Genomic DNA, 22,633 nt, shown 5'->3' with positions numbered 1-22,633 from the left:
AGCCTCGCCCTTTTTCCGAAGGGTCGCGATCACGGCGCACTCAAGCGGGCGCCCGCGCACAGCCTACCGGACAGGTCAGGCCAGCGGCGCTTCCGGCAGGTAGCGACTGGCCCAGGCGGAAATCAGGGTGGCCGCGTAGTCGGCATCGGCACGGCGCGTCAGCAGGTGATCGGCATCGTCCAGCGAGAGGAAGCTTTTCGGGTGCTTCGCCGCCATGAAGATGCGGTTGGCGTTGTCGATACCGACGGTGGTGTCGCCCGGCGCATGCATCACCAGCAGCGGGCGGTGCAGGCTAGCGATGCATGCGCCCTGGTCGTGCCGGCCCAGGTCGTCGACGAAACTCCTGCGCACCCGGAACGGCCGCCCGGCGAGCATGACCTCGGCCTCGCCCTGCGTCTGGATGCGTTCCAGCGCGGCAGGGTCGATCTGACGCAGCACGTGCGCCACGTCGAAGGGCGCACCGATGGTGACCATCGCGCAAACGTCCGGCATCGCGCCCGCCGCCGCGAGTACCGCGGCGCCGCCCAGGCTGTGCCCGACCAGCAGCGACGGCGATTTATCGATGGCCTGCATGGCCTGGCCGGCTGCCACCAGGTCCTCCACATCGGCGGCGAACGTCGCGTCGGCGAAGCTTCCGCCGCTGGCGCCCAGTCCCGCGAAGTCGAATCGCAGCACGCCGACGCCCTGTACGCCCAACGTGCGCGCCATGCGCGCGGCGGCGAGGTTGTCCTTGCCGCAGGTGAAGCAGTGCGCAAGGATCGCCCAGCCGCGCACAGGGCCCTCCGGCTGTTCCATGCGGCCGGCGAGGCGATAGCCCCGCGGGCCTTCGAAATCGAACGGCTGTGACCCCATCAACCCCATCCTCTGCCTGTTGCGACTGCTGCTGCGCTCACACCGCCCCCGCCTCCCGAAGCCGGCCGTAGCTGCCTGTGCCGTGGGGATGTCGCGAACGAGGCATCGGCCAGGAATGTTCCGAGGCTCGACCTCGCGCCGCCCTGGCAGGCCAGCGGAGACACCGGCCACGTTCGCCCCGACAGCTCTTTTCAAGAGGCGAAGTCACAGATCCTTGGCGAGGCGGACCCCCGTGAATTGCCACCGTTGATGGGGGTAGAAGAAGTTCCTGTAGCTTGCCCTGACGTGACCGCGAGGCGTAGCGCAACTTCCACCACGAAGTACGAACTGTCCCGACATGAACTTGCCGTTGTACTCGCCAACGGCGCCTGCAGCCGGGCGAAAGCCCGGGTATGGCAAGTAAGCCGAGGCGGTCCACTGCCACAGCTCGCCATACATCTGTTGAAGGAATGCATACGGGGCATTGGCTTCCGGGATGCCCGGTTCCGAAGGGCCGGGGAAACCTCCTGTCAACGGATGAAGGTGCGAACCGGCGGTCTCCCATTCCGCTTCGGTCGGCAACCGTGCTCCGGCCCAGCGCGCAAATGCATCCGCTTCGTAATAGCTGACGTGCCGTACAGGCGCGTGTCCCACGAGCGCCGAAGTGCCCCGCGGCCCGAACTGCCCGCTCCAGTCCCCGTCGACACCACGTCGCCAATACAACGGGGCTTCGATGAGGTTCTCCTTCGCCCACGCCCAGCCATCGGATAACCACAGGTCCGCATTCTGGTAGCCGCCTGCGTCGATGAAGGCACGCCATTCGGCGTTGGTCACCAACCGGCTGGCCAGTGCATGCGGCGCCAGCCAGGTCGTGTGCCTGGGGGTTTCGCAATCGAAGGCGAAACCCGCGCCGTCATGCCCGATCTCCACCGCGCCACATCGCCCGGCTACCCATCGCAGCTCGCTGGGCTCGCTGCTGACCGACGCCCCCGGCTCCTCGGGATGCCAGGCCGGAAGCAGCGGGTTGCTGCCAAAAAGGTTGACGATGTCCGTTTGCAGCAATTCCTGATGCTGCTCCTCGTGGTGGCAACCCAGCTCGATCAGCTCGAGCAGATGTGACGGCAACCCGGTGAAGTGGGTCCTGATCGCCTCGGTCACGCAGGATCGGTATTCCATGACCTTTTCCAGCGAAGGCCGCGTCAGCAGCCCGCGCAGGTGCCGCGCCAGACGGGGCCCTTCCGCTTCGTAATAGCTGTTGAAGAGGTAGTGATACCGGCTGTCGAACGGCGCATACCCGGCCGCGCCCTCGCGTAGCACAAACGCCTCGAAGAACCAGGTCGTATGCGCAAGATGCCACTTGGTTGGCGAGGCGTCCGGCATCGCCTGTACGCTGGCATCGGCATCAGACAGGCCTTCGGCGAGCTGCTCCGTTCGCGCACGCACGCTGACGAACCGCGCAAGCAGCAACTTCCCCGTATCCAAATCAACCACGAACGAAACCTCTCTCAGGTCGAGGGCCAAGCCACCGAAGGCTCGCCTTGAAATCGCCGCCATCCCCCTGACTGATGGCGGATTCTCCAGGCTGGCGAGCACTCCGGAGACCGACCTGTTGCCGTTGGCCGGACTCGTGGCTCTGCCGCTGGCTGCGCATGTCGGCGCTAGTTGCCGGCAGACGCATCCCGCAACCTTGCTTCCAGCCGGGCGATCGCTCCGAGCAGACGTTCGCGTTCTTCCTCATGGAAAGTGGCCAGCATGGCGCGCGCGTGCGCGGTGGCCCGTATCCAGAGGGCCGCGGCAATCTGCTGGATCTCCGGCGGCGGGGTCCAGGGGTCGGACGACGGCGCGATGATGCGTCGTCCCAGGCCTTCCCACCAGACGTCCAGAAATCCGGCGATGACCTCGTGCGAGCCCGTGCCGATCAACGCTCGTACACGGTCGGGGCTCGGGCGTTCGCCAGCGACGAGCAGCGTGTCTGCCGCCTCGGCAACGGCAGCCTGGGTCACGCCGGAATGTTCATGTCGGCTGTTCACCTCTGGCGCGCTTTCGCATTGAGCTCGTCCACGGTGAAGATCGCCTCGGGGACGGCTTCCAGGTGCGCACGACCGATGGCTTCTCCATTGCCGTCGGACAGGCCGTACGTGTGCTGCCGTATTTTTTCCAGGGCGCGGTCGATGGCCGCGATCCGGTTCAGGTCATGCGTCAGTCGCGCCTCGTCGTTGCCCTGCTGCTCGAGGCGATTGCTGTCATCGACAGCATCCCGCGGCTCATCCCCGGCGGCCATCTGCAATGTGTCTTCGTCCGCGCCGGCTGCGTCTCCATCGGCAATGAGCTGAGCTCGCAACTCGAGCAACCGCTCGCGCTGGCGTGCGATGAAGGTTTGATCCAGGTTTTCGTGATTGGGCTGATTCATGGTCGCTTCCGATGGGTCTGGTGGTGGGAGCCCCAACTTGCCTCTTCCGTTGCAGGTGGGGCGGACAAGCTGGCGGGTGTTCCGCAACTTCTCGCAAGATTGGCGATGGCGGCGAGAAAATAGGAAGCCTTCAGATAGGCAGCACGTCGCTACCCGAAACGACGAGCCGATATCGCACAAGACGCTCCGCTTCCGGATTCACGGTGTGGACGTGTACGCGGTCGCCTTCGACGATCCGCAGAGTCGTTGCGCCGGACGCAAAATAAAATTGCCCCGTCCACTTGCGCTCCACAAGCAGGGTCAGGAGCGCCACCGCGTCGTCACGGGCCGACTTCTCCAGCAGCAGCCCAGGCGCCTGGTTCAGTGGGCGGGCTTCCTTCTGCGCCTCGCGATACGGCGCCGTCGGATCACCCTCGTATTCGTCGTCCCAGATCCAGTCGCTCAACAGCAATAGCCCACCCTCGAATCCGCCGAGGTCCTCCATCAGCGAGCCGACCAGGTCGGACAGCCTTACAGGAATCGGCTGCAGATCGAACTGGAAATGGCTGCTGCCAGGCTCGTCGGTCGCCGGCACTTCCTGCAGGCCGCGTCCCGCGAGCCATTCGATGCTTTCCGCCTGGGTCAGGAACCGGACCGGAATACCATCGCTGGACGAACCCATGCCCATGGACGCCAACACGGGCAGTGTGCCGAGATAGTCGCTCTTGCCCAGCCGGATGCCCTTGTGGCGCAAGATGGCATGTGCGACCGCAATGTGAAAGTAGAAGTTGGGCAGCAGCAAGGCGCGCAAATAGTCTTCCCCGGACATGGCCGAGCCCACGCGCCGATACGATTGATCGATCATCCGCGCCTGGCTGCCTTCGAACGCCTCGGGCGTCAACGTCCGCAAAAAAGCGCTCGTCTTCTCGATCCGATCGCGGTAGTCCCCTATCGTCCGTTCGTCGTCGGCGAACCACGGCGCTTCCTGGCCAGTCAACCGGGCCACGCCATTCTTGGCGTTGTCGCTGGCGATCTGGAACTGGCGGCCAAGGGGCAACATATCGTCTGCCAGGCGTGCCCGAAGCAGTTCTGCGCCGGTGGATTGGCCGGCGTGCACCGCTGCCTGCATCCTGTCCAGATACGACTGAAGGACGCCAAGCCCTCGCAACAATGCGGGAACGGTGTAGTCGTACATGTGGGCGGGCATCAGAAGGCTCCCGGTTGGGTGGCCAGCATGCTCGGTTGCCGGCCAAGGGTATGAAAGTGCCGTCCAGAAGAGAAGGAACGGCGGCGCCGGATCTTTCGATCATCCGCCGAGGGCATAGGGACCTCCTCGCCGGATCGCGGCCTGGTACCCCGGCCGGCACTGGAACCGGCCGACCCATGCTTCGAGGTTCGGGTACCGGCTCCTGTCGGTCCGAAGCGCCGCCAGTTCGCCGATGAAGCTCATCTGCACGTCCGCGGCGGAGAACGTGTTGCCCACGAGATAATCGCGTTCCCCCAGGCTCCGTTCGATGTAGCTCAAATGGGTGTCCAGCTCGATGTCGATGCGCTGTTTGAGCGGACGCCACTCCTCGCCCAGGTACGAGGCCAGCCCCTTCATGATCAAGGGCAGTGCTGCCGATCCTTCGGCGTAGTGGAGCCACTGCATGTACTGGTCATACAGCCAGCTGTCCGGCAGCGGCGCGAGCCGGCCTGCGCCGTGGCGACGAATGATGTAATCGACGATCGCGCCAGATTCGGCCACGGCGCGGCCGTCGTCGGTGATGACCGGGGACTTCCCCAGCGGATGGACCGACTTCAGTGCCTCCGGCGCCAGATGGCTTCCGGCTTCGCGCTCGTAGAAGCTGATCTCGTAGGGCACATCCAGTTCTTCCAGCAGCCAGAGGATGCGCTGGGATCGTGAATGGCTCAGATGATGGACAACGAGCATGTGTCAGCCGTCAGCGAGTTCGTCGCAGACCCTATCCATGGCGCGGATGTGGGTTTTGTCCTCGACGCGTCGAGCAGTGGCGATCGCAGTCTCGCTGCGAGTCGTCACGATGTCCGAGCCTGCGCTCAACGTCCGGCTCACCGGACAGCGATCCGCCGCGGCGAGCAGCAGTTTCATTTCCTCCCCGGTGACCGTGGCGTCGATGAAAATCGATCGTTCGAACACATCGCGACGCGATTCGGGATCGCGCTGGTGCGTGACCATGACCTGCACGTGCGACACGGCGATCGATTTACGCTGGGCGTAGAGCTTCACCGTCATGACCGTGCATGCGCCGAGTGCGGCGCCGAGCAGGTCGAATGGCCCCGGACCGGAGGCCAGACCGCCCGAAGAGATCGGTTCGTCGGAAAGAAACGACGCACCCTGCGCACGCACTTCCACCTGGAACAGCCCGAGCCCCGTGTCTTCGATGATCACTGGATGTTTAGTCATGCGGACGACCTCGTTGTGCGATCAGAATTGACCCGCTGAAGCCAGCGGGAGCGGAGTTGGCCGTGGGTGGCTTGCTGCGCGCCGCGAAGACCTTGTGCATGGCTTTCGCCCCTGCTCTCCCGAGCCCTCGCGACTTGCCGGATCACACGGCCGGGCGAGTCATGATGGACAGTCGACAGCGAGCGCTGCCGGATCGCCGCAGGAGGCAGGACCCGCCTCCTGCCGGGTTCGCTTGCGATACGCCGAGGGATCTTCGCCGTAGCGCTGGCGGAACCGCAGACTGAAATGGCTGCGGCTGGCGAAGCCCACGGCCATCGCGATCGATGCGATAGAGCGCCCGGTCGCCGCAATCAGGTCGCGCGCCTTGGCAAGGCGCGCGCGTGTCACGAATTCGATCGGTGTCGTGCCGGTGGTTTCCACGAATGCCTTCGCGAAAGCGGAACGGCTCATACAGGCGGCCCTCGCCAACGAGGCCACCGTGTGCACGGCCGACGGCTGCGAAAGGATGGCGATCACCGACCGGCCCACGCCGGGCTTCAGGAGGATCGACGGCGAACTGCCTGGTTGATGCAACTGGTCGAGATCATCGCGCAGCAATTCGACCAGACACGCCTTCATCAACGTGTTTGCCAGGGTCTGGGAGCCGGCCGTGCGGAACCTGCTCTCGTCGAGCATGGTTTCAAACGCGCTCCGGACAAACAGGTCGTTGTCCGGCCTGGCGCTTATGGGGCGGACCAGTCCATCGAACGCGTCGAAATCGTTGGCAAAGCCGATCTGGATCCGGCCACACAGCACGCGGACTTCGTAATCGTCCCCGGTGAAGGCATCGATATACATGAGGTTGTGGATCCCCATGTGGATGACGTCCTGGGCAGTGTACGTCCGGTTGACAGGTCCCTGGCCCGCCAGCGTGCGCGCGAGATTCTTCGGTAGCAGGACGATACTGCCCGCCGGCGACACCAGCGGTTCGTTGCCGTCAACGCACAGATGCAACGTGCCCTTGAGCACATACATGATCTTCAAGTCGGAGATCGACGGGACAACAAGGGCCGCATCCCGGGCGATCCGACATATTCCGAAGGCCTCGACACGGACATCCATGGAATCGAGGAGCCGTTCTGCCAGCGATATGGGCGGGTAGGGAGAAGCCGACGCGGCCGGATTCCGCCTGAACAATTTGTCGAAATCAGTGCTTCTCATGAGAGCGCAATCGTGCCGTGGGATTCATCGAGGTTCATGGGGCGGCCAACCTGGGCATGGCGCGAGAAGGGCGAACCAGACCGCGGATCGCACTGCCGTCCAGGCCATGTTTTGACAGGCTTGGCGCCTTTGATGGCTGAAAATCGAACAAGTCGGAACACATGAGGTTGGCCGGGCAGCCTCACGCCGCTGGGAAAGAGAATGCTCCCAAGCGAACAATCACATCAACGCGGACGTTTCCCCTGGCATGGCGCCGGGATTCTCACGCGCGAACACGGATGACCTTCTTCCCCTGGGTCCGCTCGGTCGCGTTGAAGGCGGCGACGGCGTTGTCGAGGGTGGCGACGGTGCCGATGTTCGTCCGCAGCCGTCCGTCCCGCACCCGCCGGACGATCTCACCCAGTTGGGCACGATCGGACTCGACGACGAAGTCGACCGCCAGGCCGTCGGTGGGGCGCGCCTCGGCCGGCCCGACGATGGACACCAGCGTTCCGCCGGCTCGAACCAGGCGCGCGGACCGCTTGCCGATGTCGCCGCCGATGAGATCGAACACCAGATCGACGCCGCCGACGTCTTCCAGGGCGTCGTTCTCCAGGTCGACGAACTCCTGCGCGCCGAAGTCGAGCGCCTTCTGACGGTCGGCCGCGCGTCCGGTGCCGATGACGTAGGCGCCCGCCTCGCGTGCGAGCTGCGTCACCATCGATCCGACTGCACCGGCCGCGCCGTGCGCGATGACGCTCTGCCCCGGCCGAAGGCGGCCGTGCTCGAACAGGCCCTGCCAGGCCGTCAGGCCCGAGATCGGCAGGCTTGCCCCGACAGTGAAGTCGACGTCGCCCGGCAGCGGCGCGAGGTTGCGTGCCTCCATGGCGACATACTCCGCCAGGGTGCCGTCGCGATGCCAGTCCGCCAGGCCGAACACCCGCTGTCCCACCGACAGGCCCGTCGTGCCGTAGCCGAGGGCGGTGACCACACCGGCCAGCTCGTGCCCGGGGATCGACGGTGTTCGGTCACGGTCGCAGCGATCGGTCCAGGTCGAGGGCCACGCCAGCTCGGTCGGAACGAATCCCGACGCATGAACCTCGACGATGACGTCGTTTATCGCTGCCTGGGGCTCGGGCCGCTCTGCGAGCTTCATCCCGACCGTTCCCGCCGTCGGGTCCGTCACCACGATCGCCTTCATGAGAATGCCTCCTCGACCCTGTCTTTCTTGGGTGTGTGTTGCTGAAAAGCCCTTCGAACATCCAATGCCAGGGCCGACGGTTAGCTTGCGGAAGTGAAGGCTCGCCAGTGTCGACGCGACCTCGCTTCCCGAACCGTCCGGTGCAGGGAAAGCACCGTGCGACAAGGGTGACCAAGCCTCGCTCGCACCCCGGTCGAGGCCATTCGACAGGCTGACGCGATGGATGGTCGAAACAGAACAGATCGGTACACATGAGGCTGGCCGATCTGCCTTCCGCCACCCTCGGCAAAGAGCATCAAAGGGCAACCGTGGTATTCGCGACGCACGAACGGAAGGTTACGCGCTCGACGCGGAGTGCAGCCTGTTTGGCGCACGTCTGAAGTCATCGAGCAGGCCGCGCAGCTATTCGACAGGGGTAGTCTCTCGTGGCGCCGGCCGCCAGGCAATCCGACTTGATCGCATGCGCGTGCGGCTTCGTCCAGTCGCCGTGCGTCATCGTCCAGAATTGCGCGCACGGCACCGAATGCCGCTGGTAACCGGCCATCGGGCCGACCACACTGTCGATGTACTTCATGAGCAAGCAAGCGCTTCGATGAGCGCCACGCGTGCATGTTCAATGTCAAAGACGCCATGAGGAGACGTCCATGAATGAGCCAAAGGGCGATCGGCGGAAGTTCCTCGCCAGGGCGGGCATTGCAACACTCGGTGTCGGTACGGCGAGCCTGTTCGCCGGCACAGCGATGTCGGCCACCACGGTTCGTCCGAGCGACGTCGGCGTTATCCAGACCGCGCTTGCCCTCGAACACGAAGGCATCGCCGCCTACCGCATCGCGGGCAAGAGCGGACTGCTTTCGCCCGGGACGCTCAAGCTTGCGCTCGTCTTCATGGGCCACCACCAGGCACACCGCGATTCGTTGGCGAAACTTGTCGCAACGGCCGGTGGCAAGCCCGCCGAGCCCAAGACGGATTCCCAGTACATCGCCGAGCTCAAGCTTGGCTCCCTCAAGTCCGAGGCCGACGTCGTTGCGCTGGCAACCATGCTCGAGCGCGGTGCGGCCAGTGCCTACTTCGGCCAGATCACGGCACTCAAGGATCCGGGGCTGGCGAAGTTGTTCGCATCGATTTCAGCCGACGAGGCCATCCATTGGACCACGCTCAACAATGCAGCAGGCACGCCCATTCCCACTGCGGCTTACGTATTCGGCTGAGCAGGCGGGGCGTGAGGTCGTCGCCCTTCCGCACCTCGATGCGATGGGGCGGCCTGCTGTTTGCCGGTTTGCTTGCCGCGGCGGCTGGGGCGGGAACGGTGCCCGATGATGTTGCCGCGGGAAAGGCGCTGTACCTGAACACGTGTGGCGGTTGCCACTCGGTGGATACGAACCGCATTGGCCCGCGCCACCGCAACGTCGTCGGCAGGGCGGTGGCCAGCATCCCGGGATACGACTACTCGTCCGCCCTGAAGAAACTCGGTGGTGTCTGGACCCCTGCCAGGCTCGACCAGTGGCTGAGCGGCACGCAGAAGATGGCGCCCGGCAGCAAGATGTATCTCGAACTGGACGATCCCACCAAGCGCCGGTTGATCATCGCCTATCTGCGATCCGTTTCTGCGTCCGCCATGCCAGAGCATTCGCGCATGGCAAGCCAGCCGAGGCACTGAGAAAACCGTATTGAACCGCATCGATTTCCCCGCTACCGCGAACGAGGCGCCCGCGACGGTCCAGGGCGTGCTGGCTGGCCTGCAAAAAACGCTCGGCTTCGTTCCCAACCTGCACCGCCTGATGTCGGTCAGCCCTCATGTCCTGGCCGGATGGTTCGGGCTGATGAGCAACCTGGGCAAGACGCTCGACGTGAAGACGCGCGATAGCATTGCGCTGGCCACATCGCAGGCCAACGGCTGCGATTACTGCCTTGCTGCGCACGCTTACCTCGCGGGCACCTTCGCCAGGATGTCGGCGGCGGAGATCGCGCTCAACCGCGCCGGTCGCTCGGAAGATCCCCGGCGCGCGGCGGCCGCCGCCTTCGCCCAACGCGTGATCGAGACGCGGGGCCAGGTCACCGACGAGGACATTGCCAACGTACGCGCCGCCGGCTACAGCGACGCGAATATCGTCGAGATCGTTGCATCCACCGTACAGTTCCTGATGACCAACTTCCTCAACAATGTAGCCAAAACCATCGTCGATTTTCCCCTGATCGAGGCTCCGGCGACGGCTGTCTGAGTGGGTGCTTCGACTGCGCGGCCCGAGATGCAACGGACGGACACAATCACACTACCGGGGTTTCCCAATGCAGCGTTTCCCGCAAGCCGTTTTCGTTGCCGCCGGGCTCCGCACGCCATTCGGGCGTGGTGGCGGTGCGCTCGCCAACCATGACGCCATCAGCCTCTCGGTCCCGGTCGTCAAGGCCATGGCTGCGCGGGCCGAACCGAACCTGGTGGTATGGGGGGCGGTGATCCCGAACCTCGGCTGGAGCAATATCGCGCGGGAAATCTGGCTCGACGCGGGGCTCAACCCGAACGTCCCGGCCTTCTCCGTCGTATTGGCCTGCTCGACCAGCATGACCGCCGCGTTCGCCGCGGCCGGGATGCTCGGTGGCGGCATCGACCTGGCCATGGTCGGTGGTGGCGAAGTCATGAGCCGCCCGCCGATCGCACTGACGGCCGAGGCGTCGAAGCGGCTGACCGACCTGTTCGGCGCCGACCCCTCCGCGGCCCTGGCCGCCCTGCAGGCGCTGACGCCACGGGACTACGTACTGCCGACCAAGGGCTGGGCCAACCGCATTACCGGACGCACCATGGGCGACCACATGGAGGAGACCGCGAAGGCGTGGAACATCAGTCGCCGCGCTCAGGACGACTGGGCGCTGCAGAGCCACCAGCGCGCGGTGGCGGGTTGGAACAGCGGCTTCTTCGACGACCTGATCATCAAGCTCCCCGAGCTCGAGCGCGACGCCAATCCGCGCGCCGATACGTCGTCCGAAAAACTGGCGGCGCTCAAGCCCGCGTTCGACCGGACCAGCGGCCAGGGCAGCCTGACCGCCGGCAACTCCTCGCCGATCACCGACGGGGCCGCTGGCTGCTGGATCGCGAATGAAGCAGGACTTGCCCGGCTGCCGGGCGGCACGCCGCACTTGCGCCTGGTCGACTACGAGGTGGCGGCGGTCGACCACCATACGGAAGGCCTGCTCATGGCGCCTTCCTATGCGATCCCGCGGCTGCTTGCGCGCCATGGCCTCGGCTATGCGGACATCGACCTGTGGGAGATCCATGAGGCATTCGCGGCGCAGGTGCTGGCGAATGTCGCTGCCATCGAGCGGCCCGACTGGGTGCGAACCAAGACCGGTGTCCAGGCCGACCTCGGCGTGTTTCCGTGGGAGCGGGTCAATCCCCATGGCGGATCGGTCGCGATCGGTCATCCGTTCGCGGCGACCGGCGCACGCGACCTGAGCCAGGCGGTGAAGGAGCTTTGGTCGCATCCCGTGGGTTCGCGCGCCATCGTCAGCATCTGCGCCGACGGCGGACAAGGCACGGTGACGTTGCTCGAACGGGTCTGATACGCGAGCGATGGGCATGCCACCGGCGGCTGGCGCGACGTAACGAACGCCGATGATGGAGCGAACTACCTTGGAGACGCCGGATGCCCGTCCGGCGGCATATGAGCTCGATGACGATCCTGACCGGATCGAAGGAGGACCGATGGCCAACTATCACAAGAACCCCGAGGCGATCGCGAAGCTGTCGCCCGAGCAATTCCGTGTCACCCAGCAGAGCGCGACGGAGCGTCCGGGGACCGGCGCTTACCTCGACAACAAGGAAGCGGGCATCTACGTGGACATCGTGTCGGGTGAACCGTTGTTCGCGTCGTCCGACAAATTCGAGTCCGGCTGCGGCTGGCCGAGCTTCACCAAGCCGATCGAGCCGGCACACGTGAGCGAACTGCGCGATACCTCCTACGGCATGATCCGGACCGAGGTGCGCTCGGCGCATGGCGACAGCCACCTTGGCCATGTGTTCCCCGATGGTCCGCCGGACAAGGGTGGTTTGCGCTACTGCATCAATTCGGCCTCGCTCCGTTTCGTGCCCCGCGCCGAAATGGAAGCACAGGGCTACGGTGCCTATCTCGATCAAGTGGAGGACATCCAGTGACTACCGAACGCGCTGTTCTCGCAGGTGGCTGCTTCTGGGGCATGCAGGACCTGATCCGCAAGCTGCCCGGGGTCGTTTCGACCCGGGTCGGCTACACCGGCGGCGACGTGCCGCACGCCACCTATCGCAATCACGGCACCCACGCGGAGGCCATCGAGATCAACTTCGATCCTTCCCAGACCAGCTACCGTCGCCTGCTCGAGTTCTTTTTCCAGATCCACGACCCGACCACGCTCGACCGCCAGGGAAACGACCGTGGCGCCAGCTATCGTTCGGCCATCTTTTTCACGAACGATGAACAGAGGGCCACGGCCCTGGACACGATCGCCGACGTCGAGGCCTCGGGCCTGTGGCCGGGAAAAGTGGTAACCGAGGTCGCGCCGGCCGGCGATTTCTGGAAAGCCGAACCCGAGCACCAGGACTACCTCGAACGGATCCCGCACGGCTATACCTGCCATTTCGTGCGCCCGGGCTGGGTACTGCCGCGCCGTAGCGAGGCGAAGGCCTAGCCGGCGCTTCGGTCGCGGGGCCTGGTATCTCCCGTTCACCCTGATCGGGCTTTCGGACCCGTCCGGCAGGTCATCACGATCTGCCGGATGGAGATACCACGTCCGGTCAGTGGCCAGGGAAGGCATCCGCCGGATGACGTTGCGCAATGGCTGCAGCCCGCGAAGCGATGCCGGTATCGCCTGCGCGGTTCCACGTTTGCCTGGGGCGTCGGTGTTACGGGGCCGGCGCCGGCGCCTTGCGCGCACCGCCCATCGGCCGCATCCACCGCCTCCGGATGGCTGCCAGGCCTATCAGACAAGAAGAGGAACGTATCGATGGGAAAGACCGTTGCGGGCGTCCTGGTTGAAACACTGGAGCAGTTGGGCGTGCGCCAGATCTTCGGGTTGATCGGGGATTCCCTCAATCCGCTGGCGGATGTGGTGCGCCATAGCTCGATCGAATGGGTCGGCGTGCGCCACGAAGAGGGCGCTGCGCTGGCCGCCGCCGGGCAGGCCAAGCTGACCGGCCGGCTGGCCGTGTGCTGCGGTACCACCGGCCCGGGCAGTACCCACCTGGTCGCCGGCCTGTACGAGGCGGCTCGCGACCACGCCCCCGTCCTGGCGCTGTCGGGAGACATGCCACGGAAGTTGAAAGGCATGGACTACATCCAGTCGACGACGCCTGCCTTGCTCTTTCGCGACGTGGCGCTCTATACCGAGACCGTGTCGATTGGCGAGCAGGCGCCGGGGCTCATTCACCAGGCCATTGCGGCAGCGTATGCGGGTCCAGGGGTCGCCCACCTGACCTTGCCGCAGGACGTGCTGTCGGAGTCCGCCGGCCACGCGACGCCAAGCCTGGCGACGCTGCAGCCCCGCTTCGAGGTATCGCCGCAGGACTGGGACGTCGAAGAGGCGGTGCGCCGCATCGCGGCGGCGTCGAAAATCGTTTTCCTTTGCGGCGCGGGCTGCCGCGACAGCAGCGATCTGCTGGCGGCCTTGTCGGACCGGCTGGCTGCCCCGCTCATCCACACCGTGCGCGGCAAGGAGCTCATGCCGTTCGACGACCACCGGTGGATGGGCGGCCTGGGCATGATCGGGACCGGAGCCAGCTACGACGCCGTCCAGCAATGCGACCTTCTGGTCATGGTCGGTACCGACTACCCCTACGCCGACTATCTTCCCGCCCACGGAAGCGTCATCCAGATCGACCATCGTTCCGAGGCACTCGGCCGTCGTACGCCGACCGCGCTGGGCCTGCTGGGCTCGGTCAGGCCGAGCCTGAAGGCGATTCTGGAGCGCGTGCCGGAGAAGAAAGACACCGAATTCTTCGACAGCATCGCGCATGGCCGCGTGCGCTGGGACGAAGTGCTCGACAAGCAGGCAGACGTAGCCCGAAGCAAGGACCGCATCCATCCCCAGGCGGTTGCCCGCCTCGCCAGCGACCTGGCCGACAACGACGCGATCTTCGTCCTGGATACCGGACTCAATACGTTGTGGTCGGCCAACTGGATTCGCCAGCATGGACGCCAACGGATCATCGGCTCGTTCAACAACGCGGCCGTCGGAACCGCGCTGGGCCAGGGCAACGGCATCCAGGTGCTCGACCGGTCCAGGCAGGTGATCGTGCTGACCGGTGACGGCGGCTTCAACATGCTGATGAGCGAGTTCCTGACCGCGGTGCACCACGGGCTGCCGGTCAAGGTGGTCGTATACAACAACGGATCGCTGGGCCTGATTTCCCTCGAGGCCGAAAGCATCGGCATCCCCGCGTTCCACCAGGCCATCGAGTACCCCAATCCCGACTACGCCATGCTTGCCCGTGCCTGCGGCGGCGTCGGTTTCACCGTCCGCGACCCGGCTCGCCTCGAGTCGACGCTGCGCGAGGCGTTCGCTACCGAGGGGCCAGTCATCGTGGATGCCGTCGTGGCAGCCGACGAGATTCCCAATCTGCCCCACCTGGATTTCGAGCAGATCGACCACTACGCGGTCGCCAGGATCAAGGAGGCGTTGCTCTCCGTCATGGGGGTCTAGCTACATACGATCATCGGGCATCGCTGTCCCTGCAGGATTCCCTTTCCTTTTGGTTACGGAAAGGGGATCGGCAGGGAAATCGCCACAGCCCGCTGTTGCGCATCGGCTTGCGCTCCACCTCCAGGGCAGGTAAGACATCTGCCTCCATCGCTAAATACCGGCGGTCGACCAGCGCCGGTCTCGTGACCGACATGAATCTTGTTTGCAGCAAACGCGACCTGGAATTGAACACTGCCGCCAAGGCCGACCCGGCCTTTCTCGCAGACGTGCTGACCGGCCTGTCCGCCCGACAGAAGGTCGTACCGGCGAGATGGTTGTACGACCATCGCGGTTCCGAGCTATTCGAAGCCATCACGACGTTGCCGGAGTACTACCCGACGCGGACGGAACGTTCCATCCTGGAACGGCACGCGAAGGACATCGCTGAAAGGGTGGGCCGTGGCCGGGTGGTGATCGAATTCGGTTCGGGTTCTTCGACCAAGACGCCATTGCTGCTGTCGGCCATCGAACCGCAAGCCTATGTACCCATCGACGTCTCGGGGGAGTTTCTGCATGAATCCGTGCAGGTACTTTCGCGCGCGTTCCCGGCCTTGCCGGTGCATCCGGTCGTCGGCGACTTCACCAAGCCGATGCAGCTTCCCCGGTTGGGGCGCGCGCCACGGCTGGGATTCTTTCCCGGCTCGACGATCGGCAATTTCGTGGCTTCCGAGGCGGTGGATCTGCTGCGGGCGATGGCCAGGACGCTTGGAGATGCCGCACAGTTGCTGATCGGCGTGGACCGGATCAAGGACCCGCAGGTCCTCGTTCCCGCCTACGACGATGCCGCCGGCGTGACCGCGCAGTTCAACCTGAACCTGCTCGACCGGATCAACCGCGAGCTGGGTGGAACGATTCCCGTCGGCGCGTTTCGCCATCGCGCGATCTGGAATGACGACGAAGCGCGCATCGAGATGCACCTGCTGGCAACGCGCGACATGGCCTTCGAGGTCGCGGATCGCATGTTCCGCATGAGTACGGGAGAAACGATCCACACCGAGAACAGCATCAAGTACGGCACGCGCGATGCTCGCGTCCTGTTGCGTGCCGGCGGCTGGACACCGATCGCGGAGTGGACCGACGCGCAGCAACTCTTCAGCGTCGTGTTGGCGGAAGCCACCATTCGGCCTGCCGGGCCCTGAAGGGCGAACGAGCGTTTCGAGCGCCCGCCCGAGGGTGCGGGCGACTTGTTCCCGAGCGCATCCAGACCCAGAAGCAGGCTGGATGGCCCGGGCGGCGAGCCCCAACAATCGAACTTGCACCGTAGACTGCTGAAGATTTCATCAGCAGCCTGACGCCCAATCACCCATCGTTCGCGGGAGCGTCTTCGTGCAGGTGGCGGACCCGTCATGGGAACCCGCCTCCCTGTCGGGGGCGGGCCGGCGCCGGGAGCCATACGCCATGCCCGATCGCATCCTCGTCTTCTATGGTTCCTATCGTGCGGACCGTGCAGGCGTCCGCCTCGCCAATTACGTCACCCGCAGCCTGGCCGCGCGCGGCGCGGATGCGGAACTGGTCGATGCCAAGCGCATCGGCCTGCCGATGCTGGACCGGATGTACAAGGAATACCCGCCGGGCGAGGCGCCTGCGGCCATGGAATCGCTTGCACGGCAGATCCGCACGGCGGATGGCTTCGTCTTCGTCACCGGCGAATACAACTGGGGCGTACAGCCGGGCCTGAAAAACCTGACTGATCACTTCCTGGAAGAATGGTTCTGGCGCCCGGCCGGCATCGTCAGCTACTCGGCCGGCCGCATCGGCGGCGCCCGCTCCAACCTGCACTGGCACGACACGCTCTCGGAGATGGGCATGGTCGTCATCTCCAGCACGGTGACCGTCGGCCCGATCGCACAGGCACTCGACGCCGCCGGCGAGCCCGTGGGCGACGCCGGCAGGGCGCTGGAACGTTCCTTCTCCCGCTTCGCCGACGACCTTGCCTGGTGGACCGAGGCAGCAAAGGCACAGCGCCAACGCAAGGCACCGCCTTATTGATGGGGAAGCCGCCCCCCACGAAGCCAGGTTCCAGCACCACCCGCCGCCCGCCTCCTCCATCGCGCGGGCGTCGACCCTCGTGTGCTGCTTGAACGCCGACTGGAATGCCGCCCCCGATTGATAGCCCACCGACGCCACCGTCCCGGCGGAGAGTTGGCCTTGCGCAACTCGTTCGCGGCGAGCGTCATGCGGATGTCGGTGAGCAGGTCGCTGGCGGAGCGGCCGAGGCTGTCGTTGAACAGACGCACCAGGGTGGCGCGCGAGACGTTGCACAGGCGCGCGAGCGCGGCAGCTCGAACTCGCCCTTCGTCTCGCGGCGAACCCGGTTGGCCTCGTAACGCAGGCCGGCGGGCGGCGCACAAGTCTGGTGCGCCGCGTGGTCGCAGAAGACGCCGAGGGCGGCCACGGCAAGGAACAACCATGCCACACGCTCCAGCCGCGGGCCCGTCAGGGCCGTGAGCACGCCGGTGGATGCGCGGACCATGCCTGGCTCCCGTGCCCCGAATCAGGCCGCGCGGCTCTGCGCCGCCTGGCGCAGTACCGGCAGCATGTCCCCGGCCTCGGGGCGACGGGTGTAGTCCGGGTTGACCTCGGCGTAGAGGATGGTGCCGTCCTGCCCGATCACGAAACGGCCCGGCATCGGCAGCGTCCAGCTGGGGTCGTCGTTGAACGCGGACAGATCATTTTTCAGGCCTTTGTAGACCTCGACCAGGTGGTCCGGCAGTTTGAAGCGCAGGCCGAAGGCCGCGCCGATCTCGCCCTTCGTGTCGGACAGGATCGGGAAGGACAAGTGGTTCTGGCGCATCGACTTGCGGCTGTTCGCCGGAACCTGCGGCGAGATCGCGACCAGCCGCGCACCGAGCTTCTCGAACTCCGGCAAGGCCGCCTCGAGCGCCTGCAGCTCCATGTTGCAGTACGGGCACCACACGCCGCGGTAGAAGCTCACGATCAACGGCCCCTGCCGCAGCAACTCGACCGACTGCACCAGTCGGCCCTCGGGGTCTTTGAGCGCGAACGACGGCGCGCGGTCGCCGGCCTTGAGTGCGCGCCCGGCGGCGCCGGAGGCGATCAGTTCGGCGGTGGCGCGGTGCATCGCCTCGATGACCGAATGCGGCACGCTGTACGGTGGTTTGCCTGCTTCAAAGTCGGCCTTGAAGGCATCGAGCCTGGCTTGCAGTGACATGGGGGAACCTCTCGGAGAGAACAAGGAATGGAAGGCCGCGGCTAGCGCCGGCGACACCATGGCCGCCAGCGCATCGGGCAAAGGCTCAGGCAGCCTGTTCGGCGGCCGGCTTGGTCCACTCGCTGCCGTGCATGAAGGCGTCGAGCTGGGTATGGGCGATGTGGTTGGTGTAGTTGCTCATCACCTTGGTCGCCACGCCGAGGATCACTTCGAACACGTTGCGGCGGGTAAAGCCGGCGGCCAGGAAGGCGTCGGTGTCGGCGTCCGACACCAGCCACGCTGGCGCACCACCAGCCCGGTGTAGCGATGCAGCGCTTCCAGCCGCGCATCGGGCAGCGGCGTGCCGCTGCGCAGCGCGTCGATCACCGCCGGGTCCATCTTCTGCATCTTCGCCAGCACCGTATGGCCGGCCATGCAGTAGTGGCACTCGTTCTCGAAGCTGGAGGTCAGGAACACCACCTGTTGCTCATGGGGCGTCAGCGAGGTCTCGGCGAACAGGTCCCACAGCGTGGAATAGCCGGCCAGCAACTCCGGCGATTCGGCCATGGTCGCCTGCAGGTTCGGCACGAAGCCGAAGGCGGCCTTGGCGCCTTCGAGGCCGGCTTGGGAAGCGGCGGGGGCGTTTGCTGGGGCGTAAGTGGCGAACGTGGTCATGGCTGGACTCCTTGAGTGTCGTGTGGTCGAAGGAGTCGCGAAGCGACCGCCTCGAACTCCCGTGGCACACAAACTACGAGCGCACCCGAGGCCCGAGTAGACGCAACCGACGACTAAGAGCTATTCCGGTCGGGAATGCGCCCATCTCGACTAATAAGGAGCCACCCTTCCCTCCCCGCCGCCCTGTAGGAGCCCACTTGTGGGCGATGCTCTTACTCCACCGCACGCGCGCCCAAAACCGCATCGCCCACAAGTGGACTCCTACAACGGCAAAGCGGAACCTTGGCGCAGCAAAAAAACGCCCGGCGAGAGCCGGGCGTTTCCTTTGGCACACCGCAGTGCGCGACGCGAACAACTCACAGCGCAGCGTGATCCCGCACGGCCTCCTCCAGCACCGGCTTCAGCTCGGCAAACCGCGCATCGACCGCGGCCGGGTCGGTGCGATTGAGCGCCACCATCTGCAGCCGCTTCTCGTTGGCGCGCACCACCTCGAACGCCTCGTCCTCGATGCCCTGCACGATCGCGGCCGCCACATCCGCCGCCGACTCGCGGCCGAAGCCCTGCTCCGCGCCGGCGCGACTGGAGGCCATCAACGGCGTCTCGGTCGCGCCCGGGTAGGCGGTCAGCACGTGCACGCCCTCACCCTTCAGCTCGCGCCGCAACGCCTCGCCGAAGTGCGCAATGCCGGCCTTCGCCGCCGCGTAGGTGGCATAGAACGGCACGCCGACCAGGGCGATCGCCGAGGACACGTCCACCACCATGCCGTGGCCACTGCGGCGCAGCAGCGGCAGCGCCGCGCGCGTGAGCAGGATCGGCGCGACCAGGTTCACCTCGATCATCGCGCGGATCTCGCGTTCGCTGGTCGCCTCCAGCCGGCCGGCGCGCACGCCGCCGGCATTGTTGACGAGCACGTCCAAGCCGCCAAGCGTGCCCTCGACCGCCGCCATCGTGGCGGCCAGCCCGTCGGCGGTGGTGACGTCGGCCGCCACCGCATCCACGCGCCCGCCATCCGCGCGCAACCGCTGTGCCGCCGTCTCGACCACCTCGCGCCGCCGGCCGCTGATCAGCACGTGCGCGCCCTTCGCCGCCAGTATCCGCGCGATCGCCAGGCCGATGCCGCTCGAACCGCCGGTGACCAGCACCTTGCTGCCTTCCAGTTTCATGTCGTCGTGTCTCGTGATGGGGAGGGAACGCCACCTCGCCGCGCCGCCACGGCCGCGCGCGCTGGTAGCGGCCATGCCTGTATCGCCCGTTCCGCTCATCCGCGGTAGCCTTGCCCCGCTCATAGCCTTCATTCCAAGGGGGAATAACGATGGACCGCCTGGCCGCGATGGAAGCCTTCGTCCGCGTCGTCGACGCCGGCTCCTTCTCCGGCGCCGCCCGGCTGCTGCGCGTCGGCCAGCCGGCCGTCTCCAAGACCGTCGCCCAACTGGAAGAACGCCTCGGCGTGCGGCTGCTGCTGCGCTCCACCCACGGCCTCACCCCCACCGAAGCCGGCCGCAGCTTCTACGAACGCGCCCGGCGTGCCATCGAGGAAGCCGACGAAGCCGAACACGCCGCCCGCGGCGCCGGCGCCACCCTCACCGGCCGCCTGCGCATCTGCGCCGCCGTCACCTTCTCGCGCCTGCACGTACTGCCGCGCCTGCCGCTGTTCCTGGAACAGCACCCCCAGCTCGACGTCGACTTCGTGCTGGACGACCGCAACATCGACCTGATCGAGGAAGGCATCGACATCGCCCTGCGCATGGGCAAACTCGCCGACTCCAACCTGATCGCCCGCAAGATCGGCCAAAGCCCGCGCCGCGTCTTCGCCAGCCCCGCCTACCTCGAACGCATGGGCGTGCCGCACGTGCCCGCCGATCTCGCCGGACATCAGGCAGTGATCTACGAGCAGCGCGGCGGCGGCACCGAGTGGTCGTTCCGCCGCGACGGCACCACGGCGTCGGTCGCGATGCAGGGGCGCGTGCGCGTCACCGCTGCCGAGGGCGTGCGCGAAGCCGTGTTCGCCGGGTTGGGGCTGGCCGTTGCGTCGGAGTGGATGTTTGCACCAGAGCTTGCGTCGGGCGCCGTGCAATCTGTGCTCGATGACTGGAACTTGCCACCTGTCGACCTATGGGCCGTATTTCCAACGGGACGGCAGGCCAGTGCCAAGGCGAGAGCATTTGCCGGCTTCATCGAGGCGCAGCTGTCGGATTCCGCCTAATTTTCAGACGTCCGCTATCGACCCAAAGCGGACATCCCCATCGCTACCGACCTCTCATTAGACGAGCCCGGCGTTGCCAACATGGATTGGCCGGACGCACCAACCGCACATCGTTATGATATCCATGTGTTGCGGCGCCCTTGGCGTGGTCGGTTCGCCCATCTGTAACCGGATCCATCGGTTCCTTTCATTCAAGTTAGGCTCAACAAGGATGGCTGCATGATCGACGAGAAGATGCCGCTCAGTGAGTCGCTGGGAATGTTCAACACCCTCTCGGTTGAGATAAGGTCAAAGATCGACGGGCTTGTAAAACAGGTGCTATTCCTGAGCGGCGGGGTTCAAGCCATCACTATTGGCGCATTTCTCAGCGGCAAGCCACCTCAGTTCCCTGCCCCCGCAAGCGCGTTACTCCGATTCGGTTGGCTTTCGCTATCTGCTTGCATCGTCCTTTGTCTGGTCTTCATGCTAGGTCATGTGTTCGCCATGATCAGCGTTGGCCTCAAATCCAAGAACAAGCTTGAGCAAGGTCGTCCCGGCGCGGAGGTTCTAGTGGCTCCCAAGCCGCTGCGCGTGTTCAACTGGCTCGTGGGCCTCTCGGCCTTTCTATGCTGCGCCGCGGGCATGATTACAATTTCGCTGGCAGCTATGGCTCTAATTGGCGCCCCCGCAGGCGCCTAACATCTCGTTCAACCCGGGCGGCTTCGCCGTCGTTTAACTCAACGTTGGGCCGCACAGAGACACTCATGAGCCTCGAAGTCGAAAGCCAGGGCACGCAGAAGTCACTCGTCCTTGTGATCGGTGCCGGCGCAAGTTTCGAGGCAAAGCTTCCATTGGGCTCTGGCCTAAAGAAGCGAATATCCGATCTGCTAGATATCCGCTATAAGTTCCAACGAGAGAGTGGTGATGCACTTATTGATCAAGCATTTCGCGACCTCGTTCAACAGTCGGACGGGCGAGCCGGAGACATCAATCCATATTTGCACGCGTCATGGCGAATTCGCGACGCCATGCCGCAAGCAATTTCAATTGATAACTTCATTGACGCCCATCGGGGCGACTCTCTAATAGAGCGAGCAGGAAAGCTGGCCATAGTCCGCAGCATTCTCGAAGCGGAGGAAAAAAGCAGTCTTACCATCGACTCGGGCAATATCTACAACCGCCTAAACTTTGGGGTGCTCCAAGCGACCTGGTTCAATTCATTCTTTCAGTTACTAACGGAGAATTGCCAGTTCGAAAGCCTCGCGCAAAGATTTGCTCGCGTCGGTGTTGTCTGTTTCAACTACGACCGCTGCATTGAGCATTATTTGTTCAATGCCCTGCAAAACTACTATGGCGTAACGGCCGAAGCCGCAGCTCAGGCGCTCACGCACCTCGAGATACATCACCCCTACGGCACCGTCGGCCGCCTGCCGTGGATGGGCGGAGAACAGCAAATTGCCTTTGGTGTAGAGCCATCCGCGAATCAGCTTGTACAATTAGCGGAGCGGATACGAACCTTTACCGAAGGATCTGATATTGCAGAGAGCGATATCTCCGCAGTAAGGGCAGTCTTGAACGGTGCCGAGCGGATTGCCTTCCTCGGGTTCGCTTTTCATCGCCTCAACTTGGAACTTCTGTTTCCTCCGCAGGCTATGGGTGTTCCAACGCGCGTTTGTCCAGTGTTTGCCACAGGCGTCGGCATTTCTGAAGCGGACGCGGCGGTCGTTCGGCAAGAGCTGTTTCAGCTCGCCGGTTTGAATCCCAACAGCACGCACATAGCACTGGAAATGCCATGCTCCAAGCTGTTCGAAGACTACCGGCGAAGCCTTTCGTTACGGTGAGCAAGCATGCAACGGTGCGGGCCAGCAATTCTTCCAAGCCGACGCGGCTTCGCGGCG

At 65.1% G+C, this 22,633-nt stretch carries 25 protein-coding genes; 12 read left to right on the top strand and 13 right to left on the bottom strand.

Going from position 1 to position 22,633, the window contains the following annotated elements:
- Positions 1–75 precede the first annotated feature (75 nt).
- The 9 genes from OSC30_RS04895 to OSC30_RS04855 form a co-directional block, all read right to left on the bottom strand.
- On the bottom strand, positions 76–852 hold the full coding sequence (locus tag OSC30_RS04895) for an alpha/beta hydrolase family protein (protein ID WP_267170710.1): 777 nt from the start codon (positions 850–852) through the stop codon (positions 76–78).
- 204 nt (positions 853–1,056) lie between these two features.
- Complete coding sequence (gene egtB, locus OSC30_RS04890; protein ID WP_267170709.1) at positions 1,057–2,352, bottom strand: ergothioneine biosynthesis protein EgtB; 1,296 nt, start codon at positions 2,350–2,352, stop codon at positions 1,057–1,059.
- 137 nt (positions 2,353–2,489) lie between these two features.
- A complete protein-coding gene (locus tag OSC30_RS04885) occupies positions 2,490–2,834 on the bottom strand; it encodes a DNA-binding protein (RefSeq protein ID WP_267170708.1) in 345 nt (114 codons plus the stop codon).
- 23 nt (positions 2,835–2,857) lie between these two features.
- Entirely contained in the window at positions 2,858–3,241 is a 384-nt protein-coding gene (locus OSC30_RS04880) for a TraR/DksA family transcriptional regulator (protein WP_267170707.1), read from the bottom strand.
- Positions 3,242–3,371: 130 nt separating this feature from the next.
- Positions 3,372–4,427: a DUF1993 domain-containing protein gene (locus OSC30_RS04875; protein ID WP_267170706.1), complete on the bottom strand. Its 1,056-nt coding sequence runs from the start codon at positions 4,425–4,427 to the stop codon at positions 3,372–3,374.
- A 99-nt stretch (positions 4,428–4,526) separates the two neighbouring features.
- The gene (locus tag OSC30_RS04870; protein WP_267170705.1) at positions 4,527–5,153 is read right to left on the bottom strand and encodes a glutathione S-transferase family protein; all 627 of its coding nucleotides are present in this window, start codon (positions 5,151–5,153) and stop codon (positions 4,527–4,529) included.
- Between the two features lie 3 nt (positions 5,154–5,156).
- Complete coding sequence (locus tag OSC30_RS04865; RefSeq protein ID WP_267170704.1) at positions 5,157–5,645, bottom strand: OsmC family protein; 489 nt, start codon at positions 5,643–5,645, stop codon at positions 5,157–5,159.
- Between the two features lie 159 nt (positions 5,646–5,804).
- Positions 5,805–6,845 (bottom strand): AraC family transcriptional regulator, encoded by a 1,041-nt coding sequence (locus OSC30_RS04860; RefSeq protein ID WP_267170703.1) that lies wholly within the window; start codon positions 6,843–6,845, stop codon positions 5,805–5,807.
- Between the two features lie 262 nt (positions 6,846–7,107).
- Positions 7,108–8,025, bottom strand: a complete 918-nt coding sequence (locus tag OSC30_RS04855) for an NADP-dependent oxidoreductase (protein ID WP_267170702.1) — start codon at positions 8,023–8,025, stop codon at positions 7,108–7,110.
- A gap of 644 nt (positions 8,026–8,669) precedes the next feature.
- Here OSC30_RS04855 and OSC30_RS04850 point away from each other — a divergent pair.
- The 9 genes from OSC30_RS04850 to OSC30_RS04810 all read left to right on the top strand — a co-directional run bounded on the left by OSC30_RS04850 (position 8,670) and on the right by OSC30_RS04810 (position 16,716).
- A complete protein-coding gene (locus OSC30_RS04850) occupies positions 8,670–9,233 on the top strand; it encodes a ferritin-like domain-containing protein (protein ID WP_267170701.1) in 564 nt (187 codons plus the stop codon).
- A gap of 11 nt (positions 9,234–9,244) precedes the next feature.
- A complete protein-coding gene (locus OSC30_RS04845) occupies positions 9,245–9,682 on the top strand; it encodes a c-type cytochrome (protein WP_267170700.1) in 438 nt (145 codons plus the stop codon).
- 10 nt (positions 9,683–9,692) lie between these two features.
- Complete coding sequence (locus OSC30_RS04840; RefSeq protein WP_267170699.1) at positions 9,693–10,244, top strand: carboxymuconolactone decarboxylase family protein; 552 nt, start codon at positions 9,693–9,695, stop codon at positions 10,242–10,244.
- 67 nt (positions 10,245–10,311) lie between these two features.
- A complete protein-coding gene (locus OSC30_RS04835; RefSeq protein WP_267170698.1) occupies positions 10,312–11,577 on the top strand; it encodes a thiolase family protein in 1,266 nt (421 codons plus the stop codon).
- Positions 11,578–11,719: 142 nt separating this feature from the next.
- Positions 11,720–12,169: a peptide-methionine (R)-S-oxide reductase MsrB gene (gene msrB, locus OSC30_RS04830; RefSeq protein ID WP_267170806.1), complete on the top strand. Its 450-nt coding sequence runs from the start codon at positions 11,720–11,722 to the stop codon at positions 12,167–12,169.
- Entirely contained in the window at positions 12,166–12,678 is a 513-nt protein-coding gene (gene msrA / locus OSC30_RS04825) for a peptide-methionine (S)-S-oxide reductase MsrA (protein WP_267170697.1), read from the top strand. The genes msrB and msrA overlap by 4 nt, the downstream gene beginning before the upstream one ends.
- Positions 12,679–12,993: 315 nt before the next feature.
- Positions 12,994–14,688, top strand: coding sequence for a thiamine pyrophosphate-dependent enzyme (locus tag OSC30_RS04820; protein WP_267170696.1), 1,695 nt, complete (start codon positions 12,994–12,996; stop codon positions 14,686–14,688).
- Between the two features lie 191 nt (positions 14,689–14,879).
- A complete protein-coding gene (gene egtD, locus OSC30_RS04815) occupies positions 14,880–15,866 on the top strand; it encodes an L-histidine N(alpha)-methyltransferase (RefSeq protein ID WP_267170805.1) in 987 nt (328 codons plus the stop codon).
- 259 nt (positions 15,867–16,125) lie between these two features.
- The gene (locus OSC30_RS04810; protein WP_267170695.1) at positions 16,126–16,716 is read left to right on the top strand and encodes an NADPH-dependent FMN reductase; all 591 of its coding nucleotides are present in this window, start codon (positions 16,126–16,128) and stop codon (positions 16,714–16,716) included.
- A gap of 505 nt (positions 16,717–17,221) precedes the next feature.
- On the opposite strand, the gene OSC30_RS04805 is transcribed toward OSC30_RS04810, so the two are convergent.
- The 4 genes from OSC30_RS04805 to OSC30_RS04790 form a co-directional block, all read right to left on the bottom strand.
- Positions 17,222–17,899, bottom strand: a complete 678-nt coding sequence (locus OSC30_RS04805) for a peroxiredoxin-like family protein (protein ID WP_267170694.1) — start codon at positions 17,897–17,899, stop codon at positions 17,222–17,224.
- An 85-nt stretch (positions 17,900–17,984) separates the two neighbouring features.
- Positions 17,985–18,116, bottom strand: a complete 132-nt coding sequence (locus OSC30_RS04800) for a carboxymuconolactone decarboxylase family protein (RefSeq protein ID WP_267170693.1) — start codon at positions 18,114–18,116, stop codon at positions 17,985–17,987.
- Positions 18,104–18,553, bottom strand: coding sequence for a carboxymuconolactone decarboxylase family protein (locus tag OSC30_RS04795; RefSeq protein WP_267170692.1), 450 nt, complete (start codon positions 18,551–18,553; stop codon positions 18,104–18,106). Before OSC30_RS04795 ends, OSC30_RS04800 begins: the two co-directional genes overlap by 13 nt.
- A gap of 356 nt (positions 18,554–18,909) precedes the next feature.
- Entirely contained in the window at positions 18,910–19,716 is an 807-nt protein-coding gene (locus OSC30_RS04790; RefSeq protein WP_267170691.1) for an SDR family NAD(P)-dependent oxidoreductase, read from the bottom strand.
- A 149-nt stretch (positions 19,717–19,865) separates the two neighbouring features.
- Between OSC30_RS04790 and OSC30_RS04785 the strand changes: the two genes are divergently transcribed.
- The 3 genes from OSC30_RS04785 (at position 19,866) to OSC30_RS04775 (ending at position 22,576) form a co-directional block, all read left to right on the top strand.
- The gene (locus OSC30_RS04785; protein WP_267170690.1) at positions 19,866–20,756 is read left to right on the top strand and encodes a LysR family transcriptional regulator; all 891 of its coding nucleotides are present in this window, start codon (positions 19,866–19,868) and stop codon (positions 20,754–20,756) included.
- Positions 20,757–20,975: 219 nt separating this feature from the next.
- Positions 20,976–21,434 carry a hypothetical protein gene (locus OSC30_RS04780; protein WP_267170689.1) on the top strand — a complete coding sequence of 153 codons (459 nt, stop codon included), beginning with the start codon at positions 20,976–20,978 and terminating at the stop codon, positions 21,432–21,434.
- A 65-nt stretch (positions 21,435–21,499) separates the two neighbouring features.
- Positions 21,500–22,576 carry a hypothetical protein gene (locus tag OSC30_RS04775; RefSeq protein WP_267170688.1) on the top strand — a complete coding sequence of 359 codons (1,077 nt, stop codon included), beginning with the start codon at positions 21,500–21,502 and terminating at the stop codon, positions 22,574–22,576.
- Positions 22,577–22,633 lie beyond the last annotated feature (57 nt).

The organism is Frateuria hangzhouensis (assembly GCF_026410505.1).
Lineage (GTDB): Bacteria > Pseudomonadota > Gammaproteobacteria > Xanthomonadales > Rhodanobacteraceae > Frateuria_A > Frateuria_A hangzhouensis.
The sequence above is the reverse complement of the archived record's forward strand: the minus strand, read 5'-3'. Positions and strand labels throughout refer to the sequence as shown.